This is a genomic window from Streptomyces sp. NPDC103540 (genome assembly GCF_055584445.1).
The window spans coordinates 603,035-627,514 of sequence record NZ_JBVJMA010000002.1 but is presented as its reverse complement, the minus strand read 5'-3'; the positions used below and the strand labels follow the sequence as shown (position 1 = coordinate 627,514).

Annotated in this window: 22 protein-coding genes; 11 read left to right on the top strand and 11 right to left on the bottom strand. The window is 73.6% G+C overall.

Annotation, left to right across the window (positions count from 1 at the left end):
* Positions 1–119 precede the first annotated feature (119 nt).
* The 5 genes from ACZ6ZI_RS07410 to ACZ6ZI_RS07390 all read left to right on the top strand — a co-directional run bounded on the left by ACZ6ZI_RS07410 (position 120) and on the right by ACZ6ZI_RS07390 (position 8,595).
* Positions 120–3,596 (top strand): M28 family peptidase, encoded by a 3,477-nt coding sequence (locus ACZ6ZI_RS07410; protein ID WP_469517690.1) that lies wholly within the window; start codon positions 120–122, stop codon positions 3,594–3,596.
* 349 nt (positions 3,597–3,945) lie between these two features.
* Positions 3,946–5,433 (top strand): FUSC family protein, encoded by a 1,488-nt coding sequence (locus ACZ6ZI_RS07405; RefSeq protein ID WP_469517687.1) that lies wholly within the window; start codon positions 3,946–3,948, stop codon positions 5,431–5,433.
* Between the two features lie 71 nt (positions 5,434–5,504).
* A complete protein-coding gene (locus tag ACZ6ZI_RS07400) occupies positions 5,505–6,074 on the top strand; it encodes a GNAT family N-acetyltransferase (RefSeq protein ID WP_469517333.1) in 570 nt (189 codons plus the stop codon).
* Positions 6,075–6,319: 245 nt separating this feature from the next.
* Positions 6,320–7,459, top strand: a complete 1,140-nt coding sequence (locus tag ACZ6ZI_RS07395) for a nitric oxide synthase oxygenase (RefSeq protein WP_469517330.1) — start codon at positions 6,320–6,322, stop codon at positions 7,457–7,459.
* 50 nt (positions 7,460–7,509) lie between these two features.
* Entirely contained in the window at positions 7,510–8,595 is a 1,086-nt protein-coding gene (locus ACZ6ZI_RS07390) for a lactonase family protein (RefSeq protein ID WP_469517327.1), read from the top strand.
* A gap of 99 nt (positions 8,596–8,694) precedes the next feature.
* Here ACZ6ZI_RS07390 and ACZ6ZI_RS07385 read toward each other — a convergent pair whose 3' ends face one another.
* The 3 genes from ACZ6ZI_RS07385 to ACZ6ZI_RS07375 form a co-directional block, all read right to left on the bottom strand.
* Positions 8,695–9,615, bottom strand: coding sequence for a sirohydrochlorin chelatase (locus tag ACZ6ZI_RS07385; RefSeq protein WP_363054262.1), 921 nt, complete (start codon positions 9,613–9,615; stop codon positions 8,695–8,697).
* 121 nt (positions 9,616–9,736) lie between these two features.
* The gene (locus ACZ6ZI_RS07380) at positions 9,737–10,423 is read right to left on the bottom strand and encodes a uracil-DNA glycosylase (protein ID WP_363054261.1); all 687 of its coding nucleotides are present in this window, start codon (positions 10,421–10,423) and stop codon (positions 9,737–9,739) included.
* Positions 10,424–10,482: 59 nt separating this feature from the next.
* The gene (locus ACZ6ZI_RS07375; RefSeq protein WP_469517321.1) at positions 10,483–11,571 is read right to left on the bottom strand and encodes a WD40/YVTN/BNR-like repeat-containing protein; all 1,089 of its coding nucleotides are present in this window, start codon (positions 11,569–11,571) and stop codon (positions 10,483–10,485) included.
* A 214-nt stretch (positions 11,572–11,785) separates the two neighbouring features.
* Here ACZ6ZI_RS07375 and ACZ6ZI_RS07370 point away from each other — a divergent pair, with 214 nt between their 5' ends.
* From ACZ6ZI_RS07370 to ACZ6ZI_RS07360, 3 genes are all read left to right on the top strand, one after another.
* Positions 11,786–12,883 (top strand): NADH:flavin oxidoreductase/NADH oxidase, encoded by a 1,098-nt coding sequence (locus ACZ6ZI_RS07370; protein ID WP_469517318.1) that lies wholly within the window; start codon positions 11,786–11,788, stop codon positions 12,881–12,883.
* 134 nt (positions 12,884–13,017) lie between these two features.
* A complete protein-coding gene (locus ACZ6ZI_RS07365) occupies positions 13,018–13,380 on the top strand; it encodes an ArsR/SmtB family transcription factor (protein ID WP_469517314.1) in 363 nt (120 codons plus the stop codon).
* A gap of 95 nt (positions 13,381–13,475) precedes the next feature.
* Positions 13,476–14,024 (top strand): hypothetical protein, encoded by a 549-nt coding sequence (locus ACZ6ZI_RS07360; protein WP_469517311.1) that lies wholly within the window; start codon positions 13,476–13,478, stop codon positions 14,022–14,024.
* Between the two features lie 45 nt (positions 14,025–14,069).
* On the opposite strand, the gene ACZ6ZI_RS07355 is transcribed toward ACZ6ZI_RS07360, so the two are convergent.
* A complete protein-coding gene (locus ACZ6ZI_RS07355; protein WP_469517308.1) occupies positions 14,070–15,437 on the bottom strand; it encodes an FAD-dependent oxidoreductase in 1,368 nt (455 codons plus the stop codon).
* Positions 15,438–15,489: 52 nt separating this feature from the next.
* Positions 15,490–16,146, bottom strand: a complete 657-nt coding sequence (locus ACZ6ZI_RS07350) for a DUF305 domain-containing protein (protein ID WP_469517305.1) — start codon at positions 16,144–16,146, stop codon at positions 15,490–15,492.
* Between the two features lie 76 nt (positions 16,147–16,222).
* Between ACZ6ZI_RS07350 and ACZ6ZI_RS07345 the strand changes: the two genes are divergently transcribed.
* Complete coding sequence (locus ACZ6ZI_RS07345) at positions 16,223–17,710, top strand: LVIVD repeat-containing protein (RefSeq protein ID WP_469517302.1); 1,488 nt, start codon at positions 16,223–16,225, stop codon at positions 17,708–17,710.
* Positions 17,711–17,775: 65 nt separating this feature from the next.
* Here the strand turns inward: ACZ6ZI_RS07345 and ACZ6ZI_RS07340 are convergent, their stop codons facing one another.
* The 4 genes from ACZ6ZI_RS07340 to ACZ6ZI_RS07325 form a co-directional block, all read right to left on the bottom strand.
* Positions 17,776–18,402 (bottom strand): TetR/AcrR family transcriptional regulator, encoded by a 627-nt coding sequence (locus ACZ6ZI_RS07340; RefSeq protein WP_363054253.1) that lies wholly within the window; start codon positions 18,400–18,402, stop codon positions 17,776–17,778.
* Between the two features lie 37 nt (positions 18,403–18,439).
* A complete protein-coding gene (locus tag ACZ6ZI_RS07335) occupies positions 18,440–19,105 on the bottom strand; it encodes a phosphatase PAP2 family protein (protein ID WP_469517299.1) in 666 nt (221 codons plus the stop codon).
* A gap of 138 nt (positions 19,106–19,243) precedes the next feature.
* Positions 19,244–20,179: a M56 family metallopeptidase gene (locus tag ACZ6ZI_RS07330; protein WP_363054251.1), complete on the bottom strand. Its 936-nt coding sequence runs from the start codon at positions 20,177–20,179 to the stop codon at positions 19,244–19,246.
* Positions 20,180–20,270: 91 nt separating this feature from the next.
* Positions 20,271–20,867, bottom strand: a complete 597-nt coding sequence (locus ACZ6ZI_RS07325; RefSeq protein WP_469517295.1) for a DUF5134 domain-containing protein — start codon at positions 20,865–20,867, stop codon at positions 20,271–20,273.
* Positions 20,868–21,026: 159 nt separating this feature from the next.
* On the opposite strand from ACZ6ZI_RS07325, the gene ACZ6ZI_RS07320 reads away from it, so the two are divergent.
* Entirely contained in the window at positions 21,027–21,566 is a 540-nt protein-coding gene (locus ACZ6ZI_RS07320) for a GNAT family N-acetyltransferase (protein WP_469517292.1), read from the top strand.
* A 57-nt stretch (positions 21,567–21,623) separates the two neighbouring features.
* Here the strand turns inward: ACZ6ZI_RS07320 and ACZ6ZI_RS07315 are convergent, their stop codons facing one another.
* Together ACZ6ZI_RS07315 and ACZ6ZI_RS07310 are read right to left on the bottom strand one after the other, a co-directional pair.
* Positions 21,624–22,307, bottom strand: coding sequence for a glycerophosphodiester phosphodiesterase (locus ACZ6ZI_RS07315; protein ID WP_469517288.1), 684 nt, complete (start codon positions 22,305–22,307; stop codon positions 21,624–21,626).
* A gap of 188 nt (positions 22,308–22,495) precedes the next feature.
* The gene (locus tag ACZ6ZI_RS07310; RefSeq protein WP_469517286.1) at positions 22,496–23,179 is read right to left on the bottom strand and encodes a PadR family transcriptional regulator; all 684 of its coding nucleotides are present in this window, start codon (positions 23,177–23,179) and stop codon (positions 22,496–22,498) included.
* A gap of 49 nt (positions 23,180–23,228) precedes the next feature.
* Between ACZ6ZI_RS07310 and ACZ6ZI_RS07305 the strand changes: the two genes are divergently transcribed.
* A complete protein-coding gene (locus tag ACZ6ZI_RS07305; RefSeq protein ID WP_469517283.1) occupies positions 23,229–24,377 on the top strand; it encodes an LLM class flavin-dependent oxidoreductase in 1,149 nt (382 codons plus the stop codon).
* Positions 24,378–24,480 lie beyond the last annotated feature (103 nt).

The window sequence follows — 24,480 nt, the reverse complement described above, 5'->3', positions numbered from 1 at the left end:
CTGCCGATATGTCCCAATCTCGCCATGTCCACGCCCATACTGCGGCGAACGAGCACTCACCCCCCCCCACGAACGGAGTGGACGTGCACCCCAACAGATGGACGGCGAGCGTGGCGGCGATGGCGCTGACCGCGAGCCTCGCCGGCGCCCTGGCGGCCACCACCGCCTCGGCCGCCCAGCCCACCCCACGGGCCGCCGCGCAGGACACCCCCGCCTCGCGCGCCGTCGCCGCCGCCGACCAGGCCGTCCGCAGCGGCCTGGACACCCTGGTCAACTCCTCCCAGGAACAGTACGAGCGCCGCCTGGTGACCCCCTGGGTGCAGGACCTGTACTCGGTCGCCTACGAACGCAGCTACCGCGGCCTGCCGGTCGTCGGCGGCGACGCCGTCGTCCTGGCCGACGGAGCGGGCAGGGTGCGCGCCCTGCAGTCCGCCTCCGCCGTCCGCATCGACGTGGCGACCGCCCCCGAGGTCACCGCCAAGACCGCCGAGAACACCTCGCGCGGCAGGCTGGCCGCCGTCGACAAGGTCGACAGCAGCCGCCTGGTCGTCCGCCTCAAGGACGACAAGCCGGTCCTGGCCTGGGAGACCGTCCTCTCGGGCCGCACCGACCACGCGCCCAGCAGGATGCACGTCTTCGTCGACGCCCGCACCGGCGCGGTGGTCGACACCTACGACGACGTGGTCGCGGGCACCGGCAACAGCAAGTGGAACGGTCCCGGCCCGATCACCATCGACACCACCAACTCCGGCTCCACGTACACCCTGCGCGACCCGAACCGCACCGGACTGAGCTGCGCCGACTACAGCACCGGCACGGTCTTCACCAAGTCCTCCGACTCCTGGGGCACCGGCAACCCCACGAGCAAGGAGACCGGCTGCGTCGACCTGATGTTCGCCGCCCAGAAGCAGTGGGACATGCTCGGGCAGTGGCTGGGCCGCAACGGCGTCAGCGGCAACGGCCGATCCTTCCCGGCCAAGGTCGGACTGAGCGACCTCAACGCCTACTGGGACGGCAGCTCCGTCACCATCGGCCGCAACAGCGCGAACGAGTGGATCGCCGGCATCGACGTGGTGGCCCACGAGTACGGGCACGCCATCGACAGCAACACCCCCGGCGGCACCAGCGGCCAGGAGGCCGGACTCGGCGAAGGCACCGGCGACATCTTCGGCGCGCTCACCGAGGCCTACGTCAACCAGCCCGCCCCCTACGACGTCCCCGACTACACCGTCGGCGAGGTCATCAACCTCCAGGGCCGCGGCCCCATCCGCAACATGTACAACCCGCCGGCCGTCAACAACGACCCGGCCTGCTACAGCTCCGCGATACCCGGCACCGAGGTCCACGCCGCCGCGGGCCCGCTCAACCACTGGTTCTACCTGCTCGCCGAGGGCACCAGCCCCGGCGGGGGCAAGCCGAACAGCAGCACCTGCAACCAGAGCACGCTGACCGGCGTCGGCATCCAGAACGCCGGCAAGATCTTCTACGGCGGCATGCTCCTCAAGACCAGCGGCATGTCGTACAAGAAGTACCGCACGGCCACCCTCAGCTCGGCCAAGTCGCTCGACGCCACCTGCGAGCTGTTCCTCAAGACCAAGGCCGCCTGGGACGCCATCACCGTCCCCGCCCAGACCGCCGACCCCACCTGCACCCCGAGCGGGCAGAACAACGACTTCTCGCTCGCGCTGAACCCCGCCTCGGGCACCGTGCAGCAGGGCGCCTCCCTCACCACCACCGTCGGCACGACGGTCACCACCGGCGTCGCCCAGTCGGTGACGCTGACCGCCTCCGGCCTCCCCGCCGGCGTCAGCGCCTCCTTCAACCCGGCCACCGTCCAGGCCGGACAGTCCTCCGTCCTCACCCTGACCGCCACCGCCAACGCGGCACCGGGCGCGTCCACCGTCGTCGTCAAGGGCCAGGGCACCGCCCTCTCCCACACCGTGGACTTCGCGCTCAACGTCGGCGGCACCACGCCCGGCAACGATCCGCCGAACATCGACGTCGCGGCCGTCCGCGCGCACCTCACCCAGTTCAACACCATCGCCTCGCAGAACGGCGGCCACCGCCGGGCCGGCAGCGCCGGCTACACGCAGTCGCTGGCCTACGTGAAGGGCAAGCTCCAGGCCGCCGGCTACACGGTCACCGAGCAGACCTGCACGAACTGCACCTACCCGTCGAACAACCTGATCGCCGACTGGCCGGGCGGCCCCGCCGACCAGACCGTCATGTTCGGCGCGCACCTCGACGGCGTGTCGGCCGGACCCGGCATCAACGACAACGGCTCCGGCTCCGCGACCCTGCTGGAGAACGCCCTCGCCCTCGCCCAGCGCAACCCCACCCTCACCAAGCACGTCCGCTTCGCGTGGTGGACCGACGAGGAGCAGGGCCTCAACGGATCCCGGTTCTACGTCAGCCAGCTGAGCGCCGCCCAGCGCACCGCCATCAAGGCCTACTACAACTTCGACATGGTGGGCTCCACCAACGGCGGCTACTTCATCAACAACCTGAACTCCACCGCCGCCGCCCCGCTCAAGGCCTACTGGACCTCGCTGAACCTCGCCCCCGAGGAGAACACCGAAGGACAGGGCCGCAGCGACGACTACTCCTTCCAGCAGGCCGGCATCCCCACCTCCGGCTACGCGGCCGGCGCCTCCGCCCGCAAGACCTCGGCGCAGGCCGGCAAGTGGGGCGGCACCGCGAACGCCGCCTACGACCCCTGCTACCACAGCGCCTGCGACACCACGAACAACATCAACGCCACCGTCCTGGACCGCAGCGCCGACGGCGTCGCCCACACGATCTGGAAGCAGGCCGTCGGCGGCGAGACCCCCGCCCGCGACTTCTCCCTCGCCACCAGCCCCGCCGCCGGCAGCGCCGCCCCCGGCGGGTCCACCACCGCCACCGTGAACACCACCACCCTCAGCGGAAGCCCCCAGACCGTCGCCCTGAGCGTCTCCGGCGCCCCGGCCGGCGTCAGCGCCTCCGTCAGCCCCGCCTCCGTCCAGTCCGGCGACTCCGCGACCCTCACCGTGCAGGTCGGCGCCAGTGCCGTACCCGGCACGTACACCCTCACCGTCACCGGTGCGGGCACCGTCAGCCACACCACCACCTACACCCTGACCGTCACCGGCGGGGGCGGCACCTGCACCCCGCGCCAGCTCGTCGTCAACGGCGGCTTCGAGAGCGGCACCAGCCCGTGGACCACCACCTCGGGCGTGATCACCAACCAGGCCGGGCAGCCCCCGCACGGCGGCAGCTACAAGGCGTGGCTCAACGGCTGGGGCTCGCCGCGCACCGACAGCGCCGCCCAGACGCTGACCGTGCCCGCCGGCTGCTCCTCGTACCGCCTCTCCTTCCACCTGCACATCGACACCGACGAGACCGAGAACGTGGTCTACGACCGCTTCACCGTCTCCGTCGGCGGCCGGACCCTGGAGACGCTGTCCAACGTGGACGCGAACTCCGGCTACACCCTGAAGACCTACGACCTGGCGTCCTTCGCGGGCCAGAGCGTCACCCTGAAGTTCAACGGCGTGGAGGACCAGTCGCTCCAGACCTCCTTCGTCGTGGACGACGTCGCCCTCGACGTGAGCTGACGCACACCCGACCGACCGACGAACACGCGCAGCACCGGCCCGGCCCCGCACGCGGGGCCGGGCCGGCCCGCTCCGCCGCCGGCCGTCCACTGGCCCGCCGCCGGCCGAGGAACCCCCGCCCGGACTGGACCAATGGCCCACCCATGACCGCGTCACTTGAGCCAAAGCACCCCCGGATGGTTTTCTGTGCACCATCCATGTACTTACGGCGCCACGCGGCGCCGGACGGCAACGAGGCCGATCCGGACCGTGGCGCCTTCGCCGTGCCCCCACACCGCCCACCACCCCCGGGCGGAAGGCGGCCCGGCGTGCTCCATCGCGAGGGGGGCGGCACACCGCCGTGAAGAGGATGTTCGTGGCTCCGGACCCGGGGCGCCTGAGACTCAGGAACTCACTGCGCGCGGTCGTCGGCGTGGGACTCGCCGTCGCCGTCGCCGAACTGGCGGGACTCTCCCTCACCGCCTCCATCACCGGCGGGCTCGCCGCGCTGCTGGCCCTGTTCACCGTCCTGGACCCCACCGTCCGCGCCCAGCGCGTGACCACCGCCCTGCTGCCCGTCGCCGGCTTCCCCGTCCTGGCCCTCGCCACCACCCTCCACGGGACGCCGCCCCTGCGCGACGCGGCCTTCCTCGCCGTGGTCTTCGCCGGGGTATACGCCCGCCGCTGGGGCCCGCGCGGCCACGCCCTCGGCATCTTCGGCTTCATGATGTTCTTCGTCACCCAGTTCCTGCACGCGGTCCCCGCCCAGCTCCCCGAGCTGTACGCCGCCGTCGGACTGGCCCTCGTCGCGTCCGGCGCGGTGCGCTTCCTGCTCTGGCCCATCGAACGCCGCACCCCGCCCGCCCCGGCCCCGCCCGGCCTGCCCGGCACCGGGCTGCGCCGCCCCACCACCCGACAGGCCTTCCAGGCCACCGCCGCCTGCGGCTTCGCCCTGGCCATCGGCCAGGCCCTGTCCGAGGACCGCTGGTACTGGGCCGTCGGCACCGCCTGGTGGATCTTCGTCAACACCGCCTCGCGCGGCGAGACCCTGGTCCGCGGCTTCCGCCGGGTCCTCGGCACCGTGATCGGCATCGCCGCCGGACTGCTGATCGCCGTCCCCCTGCACGGAGCTCCGGCCCCCACCGCCGCCCTCGTCGCCGTCTGCGTCTTCGGGATCTTCTACACCGCGGCCCCCTCCTACTCCTGGATGATGTTCTTCGTCACCGTCATGGCGGGGCTCCTCTACGGCCTCCTCGGCGTCCTGCACCCCGGCCTGCTCCTCCTGCGCTTCCAGGAGACCGCCGTCGGCGCGATCGGCGCCGCGCTCGCCGTGGTCCTGATCCTCCCCGTCACCACCCACGCCACCAACGACGCCTGGATCCAGCGGGCCCTGCGCCGCGTGCACGCCGCGACCGCCGAGGCCACCGCGCGCCTCGCCGGCTCACCGACCGCGGACCCCGCCCCGCACGCCGCCGAGCTGGAGGCCCTGCTCGCCCGCGTCCGGATGGCGCTCGCCCCGCTCGTCCACCCGCTCAGCCCCTTCCCCGCCCGCAAGGCCCGCGCCCGCCGGGTGATCGCCCTGCTCGACGACTGCTCCCGCGAGGTGCGCGGACTCGTCGCCGTCGCCGCCGACCCGGACGCCTCCCACGACGCCCGCCTGGCCGCCGCGTGCTGGCGCGTCGAGGCCGCCGTCGAGGCCCTCACCGCCGGCGGCCCCGGCGCCCCCGCCCCCGAGCAGCACCCGCACGCCCCGGAGGCGGCAGGCGCCCTCGCGCACCTGCACGGCCTGGAACGCGCCCTCGTCGACCTCGCCCACCCGCTGCGCAGCTCCCGGCCCTCCCCGCTGGTCGACGCCTGAGCCCGGGCCGGCCCCCGCCCCCCTTCCCCGGGAAGGGCCCGGGGGCCGGCCCGCGCGGGTACCGTCGCGGGATGACCACCACAGCCGACCCGTCCGTCGCGTACCGCACCGCCCGCCCCGAAGACCGCGCCGCCATCGAGGCCCTCGACGGGTCCTTCGTCACCCGCAGCGTCTTCGAAGTGACCAGCCCGGAGGACGGTTTCGTCCTGCGCGAGGTCCCGGTCGACCCGCCGGTGCGCAAGGTGTTCCCGCAGGACGACGAGCCGGACGACGAAGCGGACGGCGACGACGACGCCGGTGACGCGGACCGCCGGACCTTCGTCGCCCTCGACGGCGGCGTCCTGTGCGGCTTCGTCGCCGTCGCCCACTCCGCCTGGAACCGCCGCCTGGTCGTCGAGGACATCGAGATCGCCCCGACCCACCGCGGCCGCGGCATCGGCCGCTCCCTGATGGAGCTCGCCGCCGACTTCGCCCGCGAGCGCGGCGCGGCGCACCTGTGGCTGGAGGTCAGCACGGTCAACGCCCCGGCCGTGCACGCCTACCGTCGGATGGGCTTCACCCTGTGCGGACTCGACACGACCCTCTACGACGGCACCCCGGCCGCCGGGGAGCAGGCCCTGTTCATGAGTCGTCCCTGCTGAGCGGGTTCGGGGCGCGGCACGTACACGGTCCGGACGCCCATCGACCCCAACTCCCGGACCGGCGGGGATGATACGGCGCTCACAGGCTCCGCGCAGTCCAACGGAGCGAGATCACCCGGAGGTGTGGAGCGGGCCTTGCACGGGCACGGCGCTGACCTGCGGCATGTACAACGGGTGAGTGTTCATTGCACGTTCATCCGGCACGTACAGGGTGGATCTGGTCGGACAGGGGGTAACCGCCCGGAATGGAAATACTTCAACAGCACTCCGACACCGCTCGGGTGTGGGAGGAAGCCGAGGAGTTCATCGGGCTCTTCCATCGGGAGAACCGGGAAGCCGGTGATCCGCGTGCCCGACTCGCCGCCGTACGGGCCGAGCTGGCGGAGACCGGCACCTACCGGCACACCCCGCAGGAGCTGGTCCACGGCGCCCGGGTGGCCTGGCGCAACAGCAACCGCTGCATAGGCCGGCTCTACTGGAACTCCCTGCGGGTGCGCGACCGCCGGGGCCTGACCGAGGGGTCGGAGATCGCCGCCGAGTGCTTCGAGCACCTGCGGGAGGCGACCAACGGGGGCCGTGTCCGCCCCACCATCACCGTCTTCGCCCCGGACGCGCCGGGCCGCCCGGGCCCGCTGATCTGGAGCGAGCAGCTCGTGCGCTACGCCGGCTACGGAGACCACCACTCCGTCACCGTGGGCGACGCCCGCAACGCCGAACTCACCGAGGCCCTCCTGCGGCTCGGGTGGTCCGGTGGCGCCGGTACCCCCTTCGACCTCCTTCCGCTGGTGGTCCAGGGTGTCGACGACAAGCCCCGCTGGTTCGACACCCCGGCGGACGCCGTGCTGGAGGTGCCGATCCGGCACCCCGACCCCCAGGACGACTGGTCGGACTGGAGCCTGCGCTGGCACGCGGTTCCGGCCATCTCCAACATGTGCCTGGAGATCGGCGGGATCCACTACCCGGCCGCGCCCTTCAACGGCTGGTACATGGGTACCGAGATCGGCGCCCGCAACCTGGCCGACACCGACCGCTACAACCTCCTGCCGGCGGTGGCCCGTCGGCTCGGACTGGACCTGTCCAGCGAGCGTTCCCTCTGGCGGGACCGCGCGCTCGTCGAGCTCAACCGGGCGGTGCTGGACTCCTTCGACCGGGCCGGCGTCACCATCGCCGACCACCACAGCGAGTCCCGGCGCTTCCTGTCCCACCTGGAGCGGGAGGAGCGCAAGGGCCGCGAGGTGGGCGCCGATTGGTCGTGGATCGTCCCGCCGATCTCCGGTTCCGCGACCCCGGTATTCCACCGGACCTACGAGGACCGGCCCAGCACCACCGCGTACGTGCACCACGAAGGGGCCCAGGAACGGGCCAGGAGACGGGACTTGGTCTAGACCTTCTGTTACCGTTTCGGAAGGATCCGGGACGGCGGAGAGAGGCACCTGTGAGCGGCGCGCGGGGTACGGACGGTACGAACGGTACGGACCACGGCGGCGGACACCGGGCCTACATCGGCTCGTTCACCTCGGGGGGCGGCCGCGGTGTCATCACCGCGGCCGTGGATCCGTCCACCGGGGCCCTGACCGCCCTCGCGGCGACCGACGTCCTGACGGACCCGTCGTACCTGGCGCTCGACCGGCGCCGGGGCGTGCTCTACGCCGTGAGCGAGACCGCCCCGGGGGCGGTGGGGGCCTTCCGGACCACCGGCGGGGGACTCGCCCCCCTGGGCGCTGCCGTCCCCGTCGGTGGCGCCGGCCCCACCCACCTCGGCCTGGCGGGGGACCGGTTGCTCACCGCCAACTACACGTCCGGCGACGTCAGCAGTCTGCCGCTGGATGCCGAGGGGCTGCCGTCGGGCCCCGCCTCGATCCTCGCCCACGAGGGCTCGGGTCCCGACCCGGACCGGCAGGAGGGCCCGCACGCCCACCAGGTGCTGCCCGACCCCACCGGCCGTTGGGCGCTGGCCGTGGACCTCGGCACCGACTCGGTACGGGTCCTGGCGCTCGACCCGGCCGACGGCGCCCCGCGCCCGCACGCCGAGGTCGCCCTGCGCCCCGGGACCGGCCCGCGCCACCTGACCTTCCACCCCGCGGGCGGGGCGGTCTACGTACTGCACGAGCTGGAGCCGCAGCTGACCGTCTGCCGCTGGGAGGCGACCTCCGGGCGGCTGGAACCGGTCCGCGAGGTTCCGGTCGCCCCTGGGGGCGCTCCAGGGGGCGTGCGGGCCTATCCCTCGGCGATCGTGGCCTCGCCGGACGGCCGCTTCCTGTGGGCGGCCGTGCGCGGCACCGACACCCTGGTCACCTTCTCCCTGGTCGACGACCCGGAGGAGCCCCGGCTCACCGACACGACCGCGAGCGGCGGGGCCTGGCCGCGCGACCTCGCCGTCGACCCCTCGGGACGTCGGCTGTACGCGGCCAACGAGCGGTCCGGGGAGGTCGTCTGGTTCGACGTGGACCCGGACACCGGTCGGCCGCACCGCGCGGGCGCGCTGCCCGCCCCGGCCGCCACCTGCGTGGTGTTCGACTGAAGGGCGTCCGCGTGGCGTCCCCCGGCGGGCGCCCCGAACGCGGCGAGGGCCCGTCCCCGGACGTACCGGGTGCGGGCCCTCGCCGTAGGGGTGCGCGCGTCAGTGCGCGGCGGCGTTCAGGGTGATGCCGAGGGCGGCGCTGAACTGCGCGACCGCGAGCTTGCCGAGGGCCGGGTAGGCGCCGAGCACCTCGGCCGCCGAACAGTCGGCCTCCTTGCAGGCGGTGTCCAGCAGCCCGTCGGCCGCCTCGGGGCCGATCAGGTACGGGGCCAGGGCCAGCTGGGTCGAACCGGAACCGCGCAGCTCGGCGGCGACGGCGGCCACCGAGCCCTCCTGGTCCAGCGCGGCGGCCATCACCGGCACGGCGAGTCGGGCGGCCAGCAGCATGCCGGTGATGCCGGCGGCCTGGACGGCCTCCTCGCCGCCGGTGGTGGCGAGGATGATGCCGTCCGCGGCGGTGGCCACGGTGAACAGGCGGGCGCGGTCGGCGCGGGCCAGGCCGGCCTCCGACAGCCGCACGTGCAGGCCCTCGGCGAGCAGCGGGTGCGGGCCGAGCACGTCGGCCAGCTCGGCGGCGGCGGAGGAGTCCATCAGCGCCTGGCGCACCCGGCGCAGCAGGTCGCCGTCCGGGCCGACCAGCAGGGGCACCACGACGGCGTCCGGGCCGGTGGGCGCGGGCACCTCGTGGCCCGCCGCGCGGGCGAACTCGGCGCGGGCGTTCCGCTCGTCCGCCACGGCGGTCAGGACGCCGGACAGCGAGGGGAACTCGGAGCCCTGGGAGTCGTCGCCCTCCAGGTAGCCGATGCGGGCGTCCAGGCCCGGCAGCTCGGAGCGGCCGATGCTGAGGATCTCTTCCGCGAGCCCCCGCGAGGCGGCCGAGGGGGCACCGGGCACGGCGAGCACCAGCGCGGGGGCGCCCTCGGGCGCCACCGCGGGCTCGGGTCGGCGGTGCCGCCCCGTCTGGCGGGGTCGCGGCATTCGTACGGGCAGGCCGTTTGCGGGCCCAGTGGGGGAGCTCATGGCGCCGCATGCTACTGGCTTATCGGAACCGGGTGTTCGGGCAGGGCCTGGTCAGGCGGCATCTGTCCGTATTTATCCGGTGAATGACCACTGAATACCGCCGTGCAATGTCATATACGGTTCAACTGACCGAGGGCAGGGTCCAGTCGACGGGCTGCGCGCCCTGGCGTTGCAGCAGGTCGTTGACCCGACTGAAGGGTCGCGAGCCGAAGAAGCCGTTCCCGGCGGACATGGGGGAGGGGTGCACGGATTCCACGGCCGGCAGCTCGCCCAGCAACGGCCGCAGGTTGCGTGCGTCACGTCCCCACAGCACCGACACCAGCGGCTTGCCGCGCGCGGCCAGGGCGCGGATCGCCTGTTCGGTGACCGCCTCCCAGCCCTTGCCCCGGTGGCCGCCGGTCTTGCGCGGCGCGGTGGTCAGCGCGCGGTTCAGCAGCAGGACGCCCTGTCGCGTCCAGGGCGTCAGGTCGCCGTTGACCGGGCGGGGCAGCCCGAGGTCGGTGTGCATCTCGCGGAAGATGTTGTCCAGGCTCGGCGGCACCGGCCGCACCTCGGGCGCGACGGAGAAGGACAGCCCCATCGCGTGCCCCGGGGTGGGGTACGGGTCCTGTCCGACGATCAGCACCCTCACCTCGTCGAAGGGCTGCTGGAACGCGCGCAGCACGTTCGCCCCCGACGGGAGGTAGGTGCGCCCCGCCGCGACCTCGGCGCGCAGGAAGTCGCCCATCGCGGCGATCTGCGTCGCCACCGGCTCCAGAGCCCGGGCCCAGCCCGGCTCGACGATCTCGTTCAACGGTCGTGCTGCCATGGTTGATCACTCTACTGGCCCACACGGACAACGCCGCCGTCCTGCGCCCGCGCGGGGGCTCAGCGCAGGACGGCCGCCCGTACGCACAGGACGTCGGGCAGGTGCCCCGCCAGCAGCCGCCAGCTGTCGCCGTCGTCGTGGCTCGCGTACAGCTCGCCGTTGCGGTTGCCGAAGTAGATCCCGGCCGGGTCCGCGTCGTCCGTGCACAGGGCGTCGCGCAGGACGGTGCCGTAGTGGTCCTCGTCCGGCAGGCCCCGTGACAGCGGTTCCCAGGCGGCGCCCGCGTCGCGGGTGCGGAAGACCCGGCAGCGGTGTTCCGCGGGGACCCGGTCGGAGTCGGCGTTGAGGGGGAAGACGTAGGCGGTGTCGGGGTGGTGGGGGTGGGCGGCGACCGCGAAGCCGAAGTCGGAGGGCAGTCCCGCGCCGATGTCGGTCCAGCGCGCCCCCGCGTCGTCGCTGCGGTACACGCCCCAGTGGTTCTGGAGGTAGAGCCGGTCAGGGTTCCCCGCGTCCTGGGCGATCTTGTGCACGCACTGGCCGAACTCCGGGCGGGGGTCCGGCAGGAACACCGCCGAGACCCCGTGGTTGGAGGGCGCCCAGCTCGCTCCGCCGTCCAGGGTGCGGAAGACGCCGGCGGTGGAGACGGCCACCGTGACGGCGTCCGGATCGGTGGGATCGGTGATCACCGTGTGCAGGCCCTCGCCGCCACCGCCCGGTACCCACTCGGAGCGGGTCGGGTGCTCCCACAGCGGTCGGACCAGCTCGAAGGACTCCCCCCGGTCGGTGGAGCGGAACAGGGCCGCCGGTTCCGTGCCGGCGTAGACCACGTCGGGGGCCTCGGGGCCCGCCGGGTGCAATTGCCAGACGCGCTCCAGGGAGGCCCCGGTGTCCGCCGGGAAGCGCACGGCCGGAGCGGCCGGCTCCCGCCACGTCGCCCCCAGGTCGTCCGAGGTGAAGACGGAGGGCCCCCAGTGGGAGCTGTCGCCGCCGACCAGGATCCGGGGCGTGGGTCCGCGCCCGTCGAAGGCGACCGCCGACACGGCCTGGGCGTTGAAGTGCGGACCGTCGAACTCCCACGGGCCCTCGCCCCGCCGCCGGCCGATGAACAGCCCCTTGCGGGTTCCCGCGAGCAGCAGCAGATCGGTCATGGTCGACACCTCCGGACAATCGGGCTCATCTGGTTCAAGACGACAGCTGTCCGGCCAGTGTGCACCCGCGCGCCGACAGTGCGGCGGAGGCGGCGCGCGAACGACGGCATTCTTTGTACGGGATCTCTCGTACTACGAGGGATTTCGTAGTACGGTGGTTCTCGTACTTAGCGCCGATCCCCGGTGCGTGTCCGGTCACATCTGGAGACTCCCCATGAGTGCTGCGCCCGCCGCTGCCGCCCTGTTCCAGCCCTACACCCTCCGTTCGGTGACCATCCCGAACCGGATCTGGATGGCCCCGATGTGCCAGTACAGCGCCGAGGCCTTCGGCCCGAACGCGGGCGTGGCCCACGAGTGGCACTTCACCCACTACGCGGCCCGCGCCACCGGCGGCACCGGCCTGATCATCCAGGAGGCCACCGCCATTTCCCCGGAGGGGCGCATCAGCCCCTACGACCTCGGCATCTGGAACGACACCCAGGTCGAGGCCCTGCGCCGGATCACCGCCTTCCTCAAGTCGCAGGGCACCGTCCCGGGCATCCAGATCGGTCACAGCGGCCGCAAGGGGTCCACGGACCGCACCTGGAAGGGCGGCAGCCCCGTCGGCCCCGAGGAGCACGGCTGGCGGCCCAGCGCCCCCAGCCCCCTGCCCTTCTCCGAGGCCCACCCCGTACCGCACGAGCTGACCGTCGAGGAGATCCACGAGATCACCGGGCAGTTCGCGGCCGCCGCCGAGCGGGCGCTGGCCGCCGGCTACGAGGTGCTGGAGGTCCACGGCGCCCACGGCTACCTCATCGGCGAGTTCCTCTCCCCGCACTCCAACCGCCGCACCGACTCCTACGGCGGCTCCTTCGAGAACCGCACCCGCTTCGCCGTCGAGGTCGTCGACGCGATCCGCGCCGTGTGGCCCGAGGAGCTCCCGCTGCTCTTCCGGATCTCCGCCACCGACTGGCTGGACGGCGACGGCTGGACGGCCGACGAGACCGTCCGGTTCGCCGACGTCCTGCGGGAACACGGCGTGGACCTGCTCGACGTGTCCACGGGCGGCCTCGCCCCGCACGTCAAGATCCCCGTCGGTCCCGGCTACCAGGTGCCCTTCGCGGCCCGCGTCAAGAAGGAGACCGGCCTGCCCGCCTCCGCCGTCGGCCTCATCACCGAACCGCGCCAGGCCGAGAAGATCCTCGCCGACGGCGAGGCCGACGCCGTCGTGCTCGGCCGGGAACTCCTGCGCGACCCCTACTGGGCCCGCCGGGCCGCCCGTGAACTGGGCGCCGAGATCCCGGTCCCGGACCAGTACCACCGCTCCTGGTGAGCGACGCGCGACCCGGGGGCGCCGGCACCGCCCCCGGGTCGCCCCCCTTCACCCACCCCGGTCCTACGACGGTTCTCGTACGATGGAACCCCCGGCAGGGCCGGCCCGGGCAAGCCGACGGAGCGGAGCAGAACATGACGGAACGTGACACGGCCCGAGCCCTCCCGCACCCCGAACCGGACGGGATCCGGCTGGAGGGCGTCCTGCACGCCCTCTCCGACCCGATCCGGCTGCGCATCGTGCGCGACCTCGCCGCCTCGGAGGCGGAGCTGGCCTGTTCGTACTTTGTCCTCCCGGTCACGAAGTCCACGACCACCCACCACTTCCGGGTCCTGCGCGAGAGCGGCGTCATCCGCCAGACCTACCGGGGCACCGCCAAGATGAACGGCCTGCGCCGCGCCGACCTCCAGGCCCTCTTCCCCGACCTGCTCGACAGCGTCCTGGCCGCGGCCGCCGCCGAGGAGGCCCGCACGGCGGAGGCGACCTCCACCGACTGACGCCGACCGGTGGCCGAGACCTGCCCTGGTGGCGGCCCGAGCGGGTGCGGGACGATCGCCGTGTCCGTACGGTCACCGACACCGAGGAGCCGTCCGTGCCCACTTCCTCGCCCCGATCCCTCCGCCCGCGCCCCTTCCTCCGCTCCCTGGTCACCGTGCTCGCCCTCATCGCCGCGGCGCTCCTCGCGCCCGGCTTCGGCGTCCTGACGGCCGCCGGCGAAGCCCACGCGGCCGGCAAGATCAGCCACGCCACCGCGACGTCGATGTTCCGCCAGTCCGGGATCACCTGGTCCTCCTCGGGCAACTGCTCCGACCGCAACAACCCCAACTGCACCTCCTTCGAGCAGCTCAACCTCGACACCGCGAAGGCCGCGCAGACGCTGAAGAGCGCGAGCGGCTGCTCGCTGAACATCACCGGAGGCACGGAGACGGGCCACGCGGGCGGCACCTACTCCCACTGGAACGGCTACAAGCTGGACTTCGGGAAGGCCTCCTGCCTGAACTCGTACATCAAGAACACCTTCACGCCCATCGGCGCCCGCCCCGGTGACGGAGCCCCGCAGTGGAAGTCGGGCTCGGGCAACGTGTACGCCGACGAGGGCAACCACTGGGACGTCATCTACTACAACTGCGGCGGCTGCTGACCGGGCGCCCCTCCCCGAGCCCCGGACCGCCGCCGTGCGGGCCGGCTAGGCACGTCCCGCCGCGCCCCTGAGCCCCGCCCAGTCGGGGATCTTCACCGAACGGCGGCCCAACGAGCGGCCCAGCCGCTCCTCGGCCGCCTCGATGGCCAGCCAGCCCGGCCATTCCACCGGCCGCAGCCCCGCCGCCCGCAGGGCGTCCAGCGGGTCCCCGGCCGGTCCGTGACGGGCGGCCAGCGCCCCCGCGTCCTGGAGCAGCGAGGAGACGGTCTCCTTGGCGCAGGGGCGGTTGGTGCCGATCACTCCGGTCGGCCCCCGCTTGATCCACCCCGCGACGTACTCGCCCACCGACACCCGGCCCGCGCGCAGGACCCGGCCCGCCGCGTGCGGGACCGTACCCCGGGCGGCGTCGAAGGGCAGGCCGGGCAGCGGAACGCCCAGGTAGCCCACCGAGCGCAGGACGAGCTGGGCCTCGACGTCCTCGTGGGCGCCGGTGCCGACCACCCCGCCGCGGCCGTCCGGCGCGGTCCGCTCGAAGCGGACCGCGCGGACCCGGCCGTCCGGCCCGGCCAGCACCTCGACGGGCCGCAGGTGGAACCGCAGGGCGATCCGGCGCGCCGACCCGGCCGCCGACCCGTCGGCCCCGGCCTGCGCCCAGCCCCGCAGCACCTCAAGGTTGCGCCGGGCGACGGCGGGCAGCGCCGCCGCCGCGTCCGGGTCGGCGTACGCGGGATCGAGGGCGGCCTCGGACCGGTCCACCGTGACGCCGACCCCGGGCAGGGTGCCCAGTTCCCGCAGCTCCTTGGTGGTGAAACGTCCCTGCGAGGGGCCGCGCCGGGCCACCATCGACACCTCGCGCACCCCGCTCGCGGCCAGGACGCCCAGCGCCGGGTGCGGCATGTCGGTGGGCTCCAGCTCCGGGACGCCGCGCGCCAGGATCCGGGTCACGTCCACCGCCACGTTCCCGGCGCCGACCACCACCGCCGAGCGCACGCCCGTCAGGTCGAAGGGGGCGGCGTCCGGGTGTCCGCTGTACCAGGACACGAACGCCGTCGCCGAGTGCACGCCGGCCAGGTCCTCGCCGGGGACGTCCAGCCGTCTGTCGCGCGCCGCGCCCACGCAGTAGACCACCGCGTCGTACAGTTCCAGCAGCCGGGCGGTGGACAGGGCCGCGCCGCCGACCTCCACGTCGCCGAGGAAGCGGATCCGCTCGTCCTCCAGGACCGACCGTAGATTTCCGGTCAGCGATTTGATCTTCTCGTGGTCGGGTGCCACCCCGTAGCGCACCAGTCCGTACGGGGCCGGGAGCCGGTCCAGCACATCGACCCGCACGCCCGGCACCTCACGCTGGAGGACCAGGCTCTGGGCGGCGTAGACCCCGCTGGGGCCCGAACCGACGACGGCCACACGAAGCACGGCGGAGCTCCTCCCGCAGGTGTTCCCAGCATGGCACCGGCCACCGCGCCCGTCAGCCCATCGCGCGCATCCGGTGGATCTCGGCGGTCTGCGTGGCCACCAGCTCGGTGGCCATCTCCTCGACGGCCACGTTGTTGCCGGCCGCGAGCGCCTCGCCCGCCATCTTCAGCGCACCCTCGTGATGGGTGGTCATCAGCCGCAGGAACAGCCGGTCGAAGTCCGCCCCGCGGGCGCCCGTCAGCTCCTCCAGCTGCGCGGGCGTCGCCATGCCGGGCATGGGGGAGTGGTCGTGGGCGCCCGCGTCGGGGGTGGGTCCGGGGTGGCGGTCGAGCCACCGGCTCATGGCCTCGATCTCGGGCCGCTGCGCGGTCGTGATCCGCTCGGCGAGCCGGCGCACGGCCTCCGCGGAGGCCCGCTCGGGCGCGAGCGCGCTCATCGTCAGGGCCTGGCGGTGGTGTTCGATCATGTGGCGGACGTAGGTCAGGTCGGCGGCGTTGGGACTGTCGTCGGGCCGCTCCCGGGCGGCCTGTTCGGGCGAGAGGGTGCGCGCCGGCTCGCCGGGTCGACCGGGCGCGACCACCACGGCCCCGCCCTCGCGCGCGTCCCGTGCGCCGGCGCCGTCGTCCCGGCAGCCGGCGAGGGTCAGGAGGAGTCCGGCGGCCAGGGCCGCCCCCAGGAATCGGCCGAGTAACGCATGTGCCATGTCCATGGAAAGGAAGATACTGCCGGGGTCCAGGTTCCGTTCCCACGAGGAACGAAACGCGCGGGCCCCCACGGGAGGCACAGTGACCTCGTTGCACACCGTCAGAGTGCGCCGCCGGAGTCTGGGGGTGGCCCTGGCGGCCGCCGGACTCCTCACGACCCTGCTGGTCGGCGCCGGACCGGCGTCGGCCACCCCCGACCCCGGCGACCTGTCCCCGGGCGCCGGATCCCGGCAGGACGCCGCCCCCGCCGCGGGCCGCGACCTCGCGCCCGGCGAGATCCCCGGCAAGGACGAGATCGTCCACAGCCGCAACATCGAACTGCTGGCCAACGTCCCCAGCGCCAACCCGGACGGCATCAACACCGACCTGGCCTTCCAGGGCCGGTACGCCTACGCGGGCAACTACGACGGCTTCACGATCTACGACATCGCCAACCCCAAGGCCCCCAAGGTCGTCAGCCGGGTCCTGTGCCCCGGGGGCCAGAACGACGTCTCCGTCCTGGGCGACCTGCTGTTCCTCTCCACCGACTCCTCGCGCAGCGACGACTCCTGCAACAGCGTCTCGCAGCCCGCCACGGAGAAGTCCTCGTGGGAGGGCATCAAGATCTTCGACATCAAGGACAAGCGGAACCCCAAGTACGTGAAGTCCGTCGAGACGGCCTGCGGCTCCCACACCCACACCCTGGTGCCGGGCGCCAAGGACGTGTACGTCTACGTCGCCTCGTACTCGCCGAACGAGGCCTACCCGGACTGCAAGCCGCCGCACGACGGCATCTCCGTCGTCAAGGTCCCGAAGAAGGACCCGACGCGGGCCGCCGTCGTCGGCTTCCCGGTGCTCTTCCCCGACGGCGGCAACCCGGGCGCCCCCGCCAACCCCGGCGTCTCGAAGACCACCGGCTGCCACGACATCACCGTCCTGCCCTCGAAGAACCTCGCCGCCGGCGCCTGCATGGGCGACGGCATCCTCTTCGACATCAGCCGGCCCGAACAGCCGCGGGTCATCGACCGGGTCCAGGACAACGTCAACTTCGCCTTCTGGCACTCCGCCACCTTCAACGAACGCGCGAACAAGGTGGTCTTCACCGACGAGCTGGGCGGCGGCACCGGCGCCACCTGCGACGCGGCCACCGGCCCCGACCGGGGAGCCGACGGCATCTACGAGATCACCGGCCGCGGCGACGCCCGCAAGCTCGTCTTCAAGAGCTACTTCAAGATCCCGCGCCACCAGGCCGAGACGGAGAACTGCGTCGCCCACAACGGCTCGCTGATCCCCGTCGGCGGCGGCCGGGACATCATGGTGCAGGCCTGGTACCAGGGCGGCGTCTCGGTCTGGGAGTTCACCGACTCCAGCCGTCCCAAGGAGATCGCCTACTTCGAGCGCGGCCCGCTGACCACCGACGCACTCGGCCTCGGCGGCTCCTGGTCGGCGTACTACTACAACGGACACATCTATTCGAACGACATCGTCAAGGGGCTCGACGTGCTGAAGCTCCGCGACTGGCGCACCGAGAGCGCCAAGTGGGTCTGGATGGACCGCCTCAACGTACAGACCCAGCCCGACTACCGCTGACGCCCGACCACCGCTGACGCGCGAGCGACGGCGCCCGACCGGCGCCGACGCCCGATCCGTGAGGCTCAGCCCGCGACGACGCTCCCGCCCGGCGGCTCCCCGCCGGGCGGGACGCCGAGGTCCCAGTCCAATCCGTAGCGTTGGAACAGCTCCGCCCGCAGCCGGGACGCCGGCATCGGCGCCCCCGGCAGCAGCACCGCCACCACCGCCCCCATCAGCAGGGCCCGCAGCAGCGGGTAGTCCGTGTCCACGTCCGTCGAGCCGTACCGCTCCACGGTGTCCCGCAGCAGGTGGGCGAGCCGCTGCTGCTCCGGGCACCGGATGAAACCGTCCGCCTGGAGGATCCCCGCCATGTGCGTGCGCATCAGCCGGGGACGGTCCCGGGCCAGCCCCAGGATCGCGTCGATCGCCCGCGCGAGGCGCTCGCGCCCGTCCTCGGTGCGCGGCTCGGCCTCCAGGGCCGCCTCCAGCGTCAGGTGCATCAGACGGTGCACGGCCGACTGGAGGAGCTGCCGCTTGCCGGGGAAGTAGTAGGACACCAGGCCGCGGGCCGCGCCCGCCCGATCGGCGATGTCGCCGAGCTTGGTCGCCTCGTAGCCGCGTTCGTCGACCAGTTCGACCGTGGCCTCCAGCAGTCGCTCCCGGGAACGTCTGCGCAATTCTTCATTGACCGATGCGCTGCGCGGGACCATGCTTACTCCTGCGTTGACTGGCTCGGAGCCAATATACTCAGCGCACGGAGTCGTCTGCCTGGGGCGACGCGGGGGATCGCCCCAGGCAGGCACATCCGAACACCGTCGCCACCACCAGGGCCACGCCCAGCAGCCAGCCGGCCAGTACGTCCGAGAGCCAGTGCACGCCGAGGTACAGCCGGGTGAAACCGACCCCGAGCACCGACACGGACGCCACCGCCCACGCCGCGCCCACCGCGAGCCTCGACGTCCCCGCGGGCACCAGCCACAGCAGCAGCCCGCACACCACCGTCGCCGTCATCGCGTGCCCCGACGGGTAGGCGGCGTAATGCGCCGAATCCACCGGGTCCGGCCACTGCGGGCGATCCCGTCCGACCGCGGCCTTCAGTCCCTGCTGCACCGCCGAGGCCACCAGCGTCGCCGCCGCCACGCACAGCGCGCGCACCCGGTCCCCGCGCCACCACAGCCACCCGACGGCCGCCGTCGCCAGGGCCCGCATGGTCCAGGGGTCCCACACCCAGTCACTGAGCAACCGCATGGCCCGGGTGACGTCCGGGTGGGTGACGGCGTGCGCGTGCAGGCTCCCCGCGATCCCCTCGTCGACGCCGATCAACGGCGGCCACCGGACCGCGACGAGGGCGGTCAACGCGACGGCGAGCAGGGCGCAGCCCACCCCGGTCCTGGACGCAACTGTGCTCCGCATGCACTCGATCTTCGCAGCACCCGGCCCGCGACACGCCCGGGGTCACGGCGCGCGGGAGCCCTCGCCCCCGCCGGGCGGCGCATTCCGGATCGGTCGGTCGGTCCCGCCGCGCCCGGCGGCTGCCGCGGGACGCGGTGGCTACCGCAGGGCGCTGAGCCCGGGTACGAAGGCCACCAGCAGCGGTACGGCCGGGACCAGGGTGGCCAGCGCGGTCAGCCGCAGCCGGCGGCCGGCCGACAGCCGGGGGGCCGCCGACAGCAGCCGCCGCACCCGCTGCGGCACGTGGGCCTGCGGGTGGCAGGGGTCGAAGACGCCCCGGTCCTCGTTCAGCCCGACCAACGCCAGGGCGATCGTGAGGCGCCCGTAGCGCCGCGAGGCGACGTCGTCGGCGGCCAGCTCCACCAGCCGGTGCATCTCGGCCTCGAACGCCGCGAACACCGGGACCTGCGGGAACCCCCGCGACAGCGCCCGCGAACAGTGCAGCAGCCAGTCGTGCCGGGCCGCCACGTGCCCCTGCTCGTGCGCCAGCACGGCGTCGAGCTGGCTCCCCTTGAGTCGGCCCAGGGCCGCCGTGGTCACCACCAGGCGCGGCGCGGACCCCGGCTGCCACCAGGCCTCCGGACGCGGTCCCTCCAGCACCACCAGCCGGGCCTGCCCCGGGTCCTCGCCCGGCAACAGCGGCGCGCGCAGGCGCAGTTCGGCGCCCCGCGCACGGCGCCTGGCCCGGGCCCGCAGCACCTCCCGCGTCAGCATGGCGGCGGTCCACAGGCCCCCGCCGGCCAGCGCCAGGGCCGTGGCCGTCGCCCAGGGGCCGCCGGCCGCGCCGAGCGCGTACGCGTCGACCACGCCGTGCGGGGCCACCGCGAACAGTCGTCCCCGTACGGCCTGCCAGGCGGCGGCCGCGCTCAGCAGCATGGACAGCGCCAGGCACAGCAGCGTCGCACCCACCACGCACTGCCACACCCACAACGCGACGACCGGTTCGCGCTCGGGCCACTCGGCCCGGGACAGCAGACGGGGGGCGAGCACCGCGGTCAGTGCGCCGAGCAGCAGGAGAACGGCGGGGACCATCATGTCCGCCAGCCTATGAGCGCGGCGTCGCCAACGGGTACGCCCACGGGGTTTTGGTGACGCAGGACACGTCGGAGGGGCGTTTCGCCGCCCCTCACATGCCGAGCAGCATCACCAACATCCCTGTGCCCATGGCCAGTCGGCAGGCCCGCGTCAGCTCCCCGGCCCCCGCGACGGCACTCCCGACGGCGCCGCCGCCCGTCCCGCCGCCGCCCGGCGTCGCCGGCCTCGGGACGACGCCCCCGACGGTCACCAGCCGGGCCCCGCCGAGCAGGACGTAGGCCGCGTAGTAGACGAGCAGCGCGCCCGTCACCGCGGGCAGCCCCCCGCGGCCGTGCCCGTGCCCCGCGCCCGCGGACAGCGCCAAGGCCGCCATGTACGCCATCGCCAGCGAGCCGACGAGATGGTGCGCGTGGTGCGCGTGGCGCGGGTCCCCGCGCAGCAGCCACAGCGCGTGCGCCACCGCACCACAGCACACCACCGCGAGCACCCGCGCGCCCCACTGCCCGGTCCCGAACGGGACGGCCATCGCGGCCATCGCCAGGCCCATCACCGCCTCGCCCGCGGCCGCGCCGCGCGCCGCCCCGTCCGCTCTGCGCGCCCGCAGCAGACAGTACGTACCGCTCACGGCGCACAGCACCACCACCAGCCAGGCGCTGACGGCGAGGGGGGAGAGGAGGGAGAGGGGCATCGCGGGACCGTGCACGGCGGAACCTCCCGGTTCGTCGGCGTCACCGGAAGGGATTCCCCCTGCGCTCCCCTTCACGCCGACCCGACCGCGATCCCCGTTAGGCTCGGGGTGCCAGACGCGGCATGATCACGTGCCGCCGCACCGAACGGAGTCCACCCGATGTCGACCGCGCAGCCCGCCGCCCTCAGTTACCGCAGCGCAGTGGAGGCCGACGTACCGGCGTTGGTGGCGCTCGTGGAGTCCGCCTACCGGGGGGACGCCAGCCGCGCCGGCTGGACCACCGAGGCCGACCTCCTGGACGGTCAGCGCACCGACGCGCAGGGCGTCGGCGAGATCGTCCGGGACACGGAAAGCCTGCTGCTCGTCGTCGAGCGCGCCGGCGAGCTCGTCGCCTGCTGCCACACCGCCCACCGCGGCGACCACGTGTACTTCGGCATGTTCGCGGTGCGCCCCGGTCTCCAGGGCGCCGGTCTCGGCAAGGAGATCCTCGCCGAGGCCGAGCGCCGCGCCCGCGAGACCTGGGACGCGAAGGAGATGCGGATGACGGTGGTGAACGTACGGGAGGAGCTCATCGCCTACTACGTGCGCCGCGGCTACCGGCGCACCGGCGAACTGAGCCCCTTCCCCTACGGCGACGAGCGCTTCGGGGTGCCGCTGCGCGACGACCTCGCCTTCGAGACGCTCGTCAAGGAACTCTGACGGCGCTCCCGCCCGGGCCCGCCGCCTCACGCGCGACGCTCAGGGCGCCCAGGCCGCTCAGGCCGTGAAGCGGCCCGTGCTGCGGATCTCCGGGAGGCCCGTGGCCGCGCCGTCGAGTTGGAGCGCCCGCGCCAGGCGCAACTGGTCCAGGGAATCGACCGTCCACCCCGTCACGCGCAGTCCCGCCGCGTGCGCCGACTCCACCGTCTCCAGCGTGATCCGGCGCAGGTCCAGGGCCAGGGTCCGCGCGCCGGCGGCCAACCCCCGCTCCACGACGTCCTCGCCGTGCCCGGGCACCCGCAGAGTGGTCCGTACGCCCGGTGCCCGCTCGGCCACGAGGGCGAGCACGGCGGCGTCCCGGGAGGCCACCTCCACGCGGGAGGTCAGGTCGAGGCGCCCGATCGAGGCGGCGAGGGCCCCGGCGGCGGCCGGGTCCTGGGCCGCCACCTGGAGCGGGGTGCGGACCGCGTCCACCACCTCCTCCAGGACCGGTACGCGCTCGCCCGCGCCGGCGTCCAGCGCCCGCAGCTCGGCCAGGGTCAGGTCGGCGACGGCGCCCGCGCCGTCGGTGGTGCGGTCCACTTCGGCGTCGTGCAGGACGACGAGGGCGCCGTCCTTGCTGAGACGGACGTCCAGTGCGATGACGTCCATCCCGCAGCGTTCCGCGTGGACGAACGACCGCAGGGTGTTCTCAGGCTCGACACCCATGACCCCGCGGTGACCGATGGTGAGGAAAGTCAAGGTTCTCTCGCTTCCGTCGACGGCGGCTCCGCGCGGTCGCGGTGTCCCGACCGGCCGCGCGCGGTGAGGACGCATGCTAGTGCGCCGCGCCCGCGGGGGGACCGGCCGTGCGGGGGCTCGCGGAAGCCGTCCGGCCGCTTCCCGCCAGGGTCGTACGACGCCCGGCGGGCCGCGGTCGCGCCGGCGCGTCACCCGGGCGTGGGCGCGTCCCCCGTGGCTTGACGCGGCACGCCCGCGGAGCCGCCGGCACCCGAGGGGCCGGAGGTGTCGGAGGGGGTCGGGGTGTCCGGGAACCCGGCCGTCACGAGCTCGGCGAGGTCCGCGAGGAGGGCCTCGGCGAGCTCCAGCTCCGCCAGGTGCTGCCGCTCGCTCCAGCGCAGGGCCAGCGTCGGGAAGCTCCACTCCGGCACGCCCGCCGCGTGCGCCATGGCCTCGCGCACGGCGGCCAGTTCGCCCCGGGTCCGCTCCATGTGGTCGGTGACCATCGCCCGCAGCCGTTCGGGTTCGGCCAGGTGGCCCAGCCAGACCCGCAGCAGGAGACCGTGCTTGAGCACCGGCGGGCCGGCCTCGGCGGTGTCGCGGGCCCAGTCGGCGAGGGCCGCGCGGCCCGCCTCGGTGATGCCGTAGCGGCGCTTGGTGCGCGTCTCCTCGGGGCCCGAGCGGGTGGAGGCCGCGTAGCCGCGCTCCTCCAGGCGGCGCAGTTCGGCGTAGATCTGACTGATCGCGGGTGACCAGTAGAAGAAGCGCAGGGAGGAGTCGGCCCACTTCTTCAGCTCGTATCCGGTGCGCTCGCCCGGGAACGACAACAGGCCGAGAACCGCCCATGCGGTCGGTGGAAGGTCTTGCTTCTTCGAGGGCTGACTACTAGTCATATTCCTAATAGAAGTAAGACCGGGCACGGAACGCATCCCTGGAGGCATCGTGAAGTTCTCCGTCATCTTCGAAGCTCAGCTGGCCGACCCGACCGTGGAACGCGAACACCAGGTCATCCGCGACTGCGTCGAGCAGGCGGTGCTCGCCGAACGCATGGGATTCGACCGGATCTGGGCCGTCGAGCACCACTCGCTGAAGTGGTACGCGCACATGAGCGCCCCGGAGATCTTCCTCACCTGGGTCGCGGCCCGGACGCACACCATACGCATTGGGCACGGCGTCGTGTGCATGCCCTTCAACTTCAACCATCCTGTCCGCGTCGCCGAGCGCGCCGCGATGCTCGACCTGCTCTCCGGCGGGCGGCTCGACCTCGGGGCCGGACGCGGCGGCACCGCGCAGGAGACCTCCCTGTGCGGGGTGGATCCGGCGCGCACCACGGCAGAGGTGGAGGAGGCGCTCCGCGTCATCGGCCGGGCCTGGCGGGAGGAGGAGCTGGAGTACCACGGACCGTTGCTGGACATCGACCCCCACCCGATCCTGCCGCGCCCCGCGCAGTGGCCGCATCCGCCCCTCTTCCTCGCGTGCAGTCGCGGGGAGACCCTGAGGCAGGCCGCCGAGCTGGGGATCGGGGCGCTGGTGATGGGCTTCGCGGGGCCGGAGTCGATCGCCGCGATGCGGTCCGTCTACGACGCCGCCCGCGCGGCCCGCGACGGCTCGCGCTTCGTCTCCACCGTGGTCAACGACCACTTCGCGGTGCTCTGCCCCACCATCGTCCTCGACGACGCCGAGGAGGCGCGCCGCATCGGGGTGCGGGGCCAGCGCTTCTTCGCCCAGTCCATCGGGCACTGGTACGGCGGAGCGGGGGTGCCGGACGAGGCGGTGGTGGCCGGCGCCGACGAGGCGGCGGAGATGCGCCGGGCGGCTGAGCAGGTGGTGGCCCGGCTGCACGAGCAGGACATTCCCGTACGGCCCACCGCCACGGCCACCTTCAACGCCGACCACGCGTACGGCGGGGCGGAGGAGGCCGTGGCGTACGTGGAGCGGTTGCGGGAGGCGGGCGCGGACGAGGTGATGTGCCTGATCCAGATGGGCACCGTCCCGCAGGAGGCGGCGCTGGAGACGCTTCGGCAGTGGGGGGAGAAGGTGATTCCGCACTTCAGGGGCTCGGGAGGGTCGGTCGCGGGCCCGAGGGGCTGAGGGGGGGTATACGGGGCGGAGTCACGGCTTCCACCCTGAGTGACGGGAAGACTTTCGGTAAAGATGGGGGTGGCGCAGGATATTTTCCCGAGTTCCCTCTTGA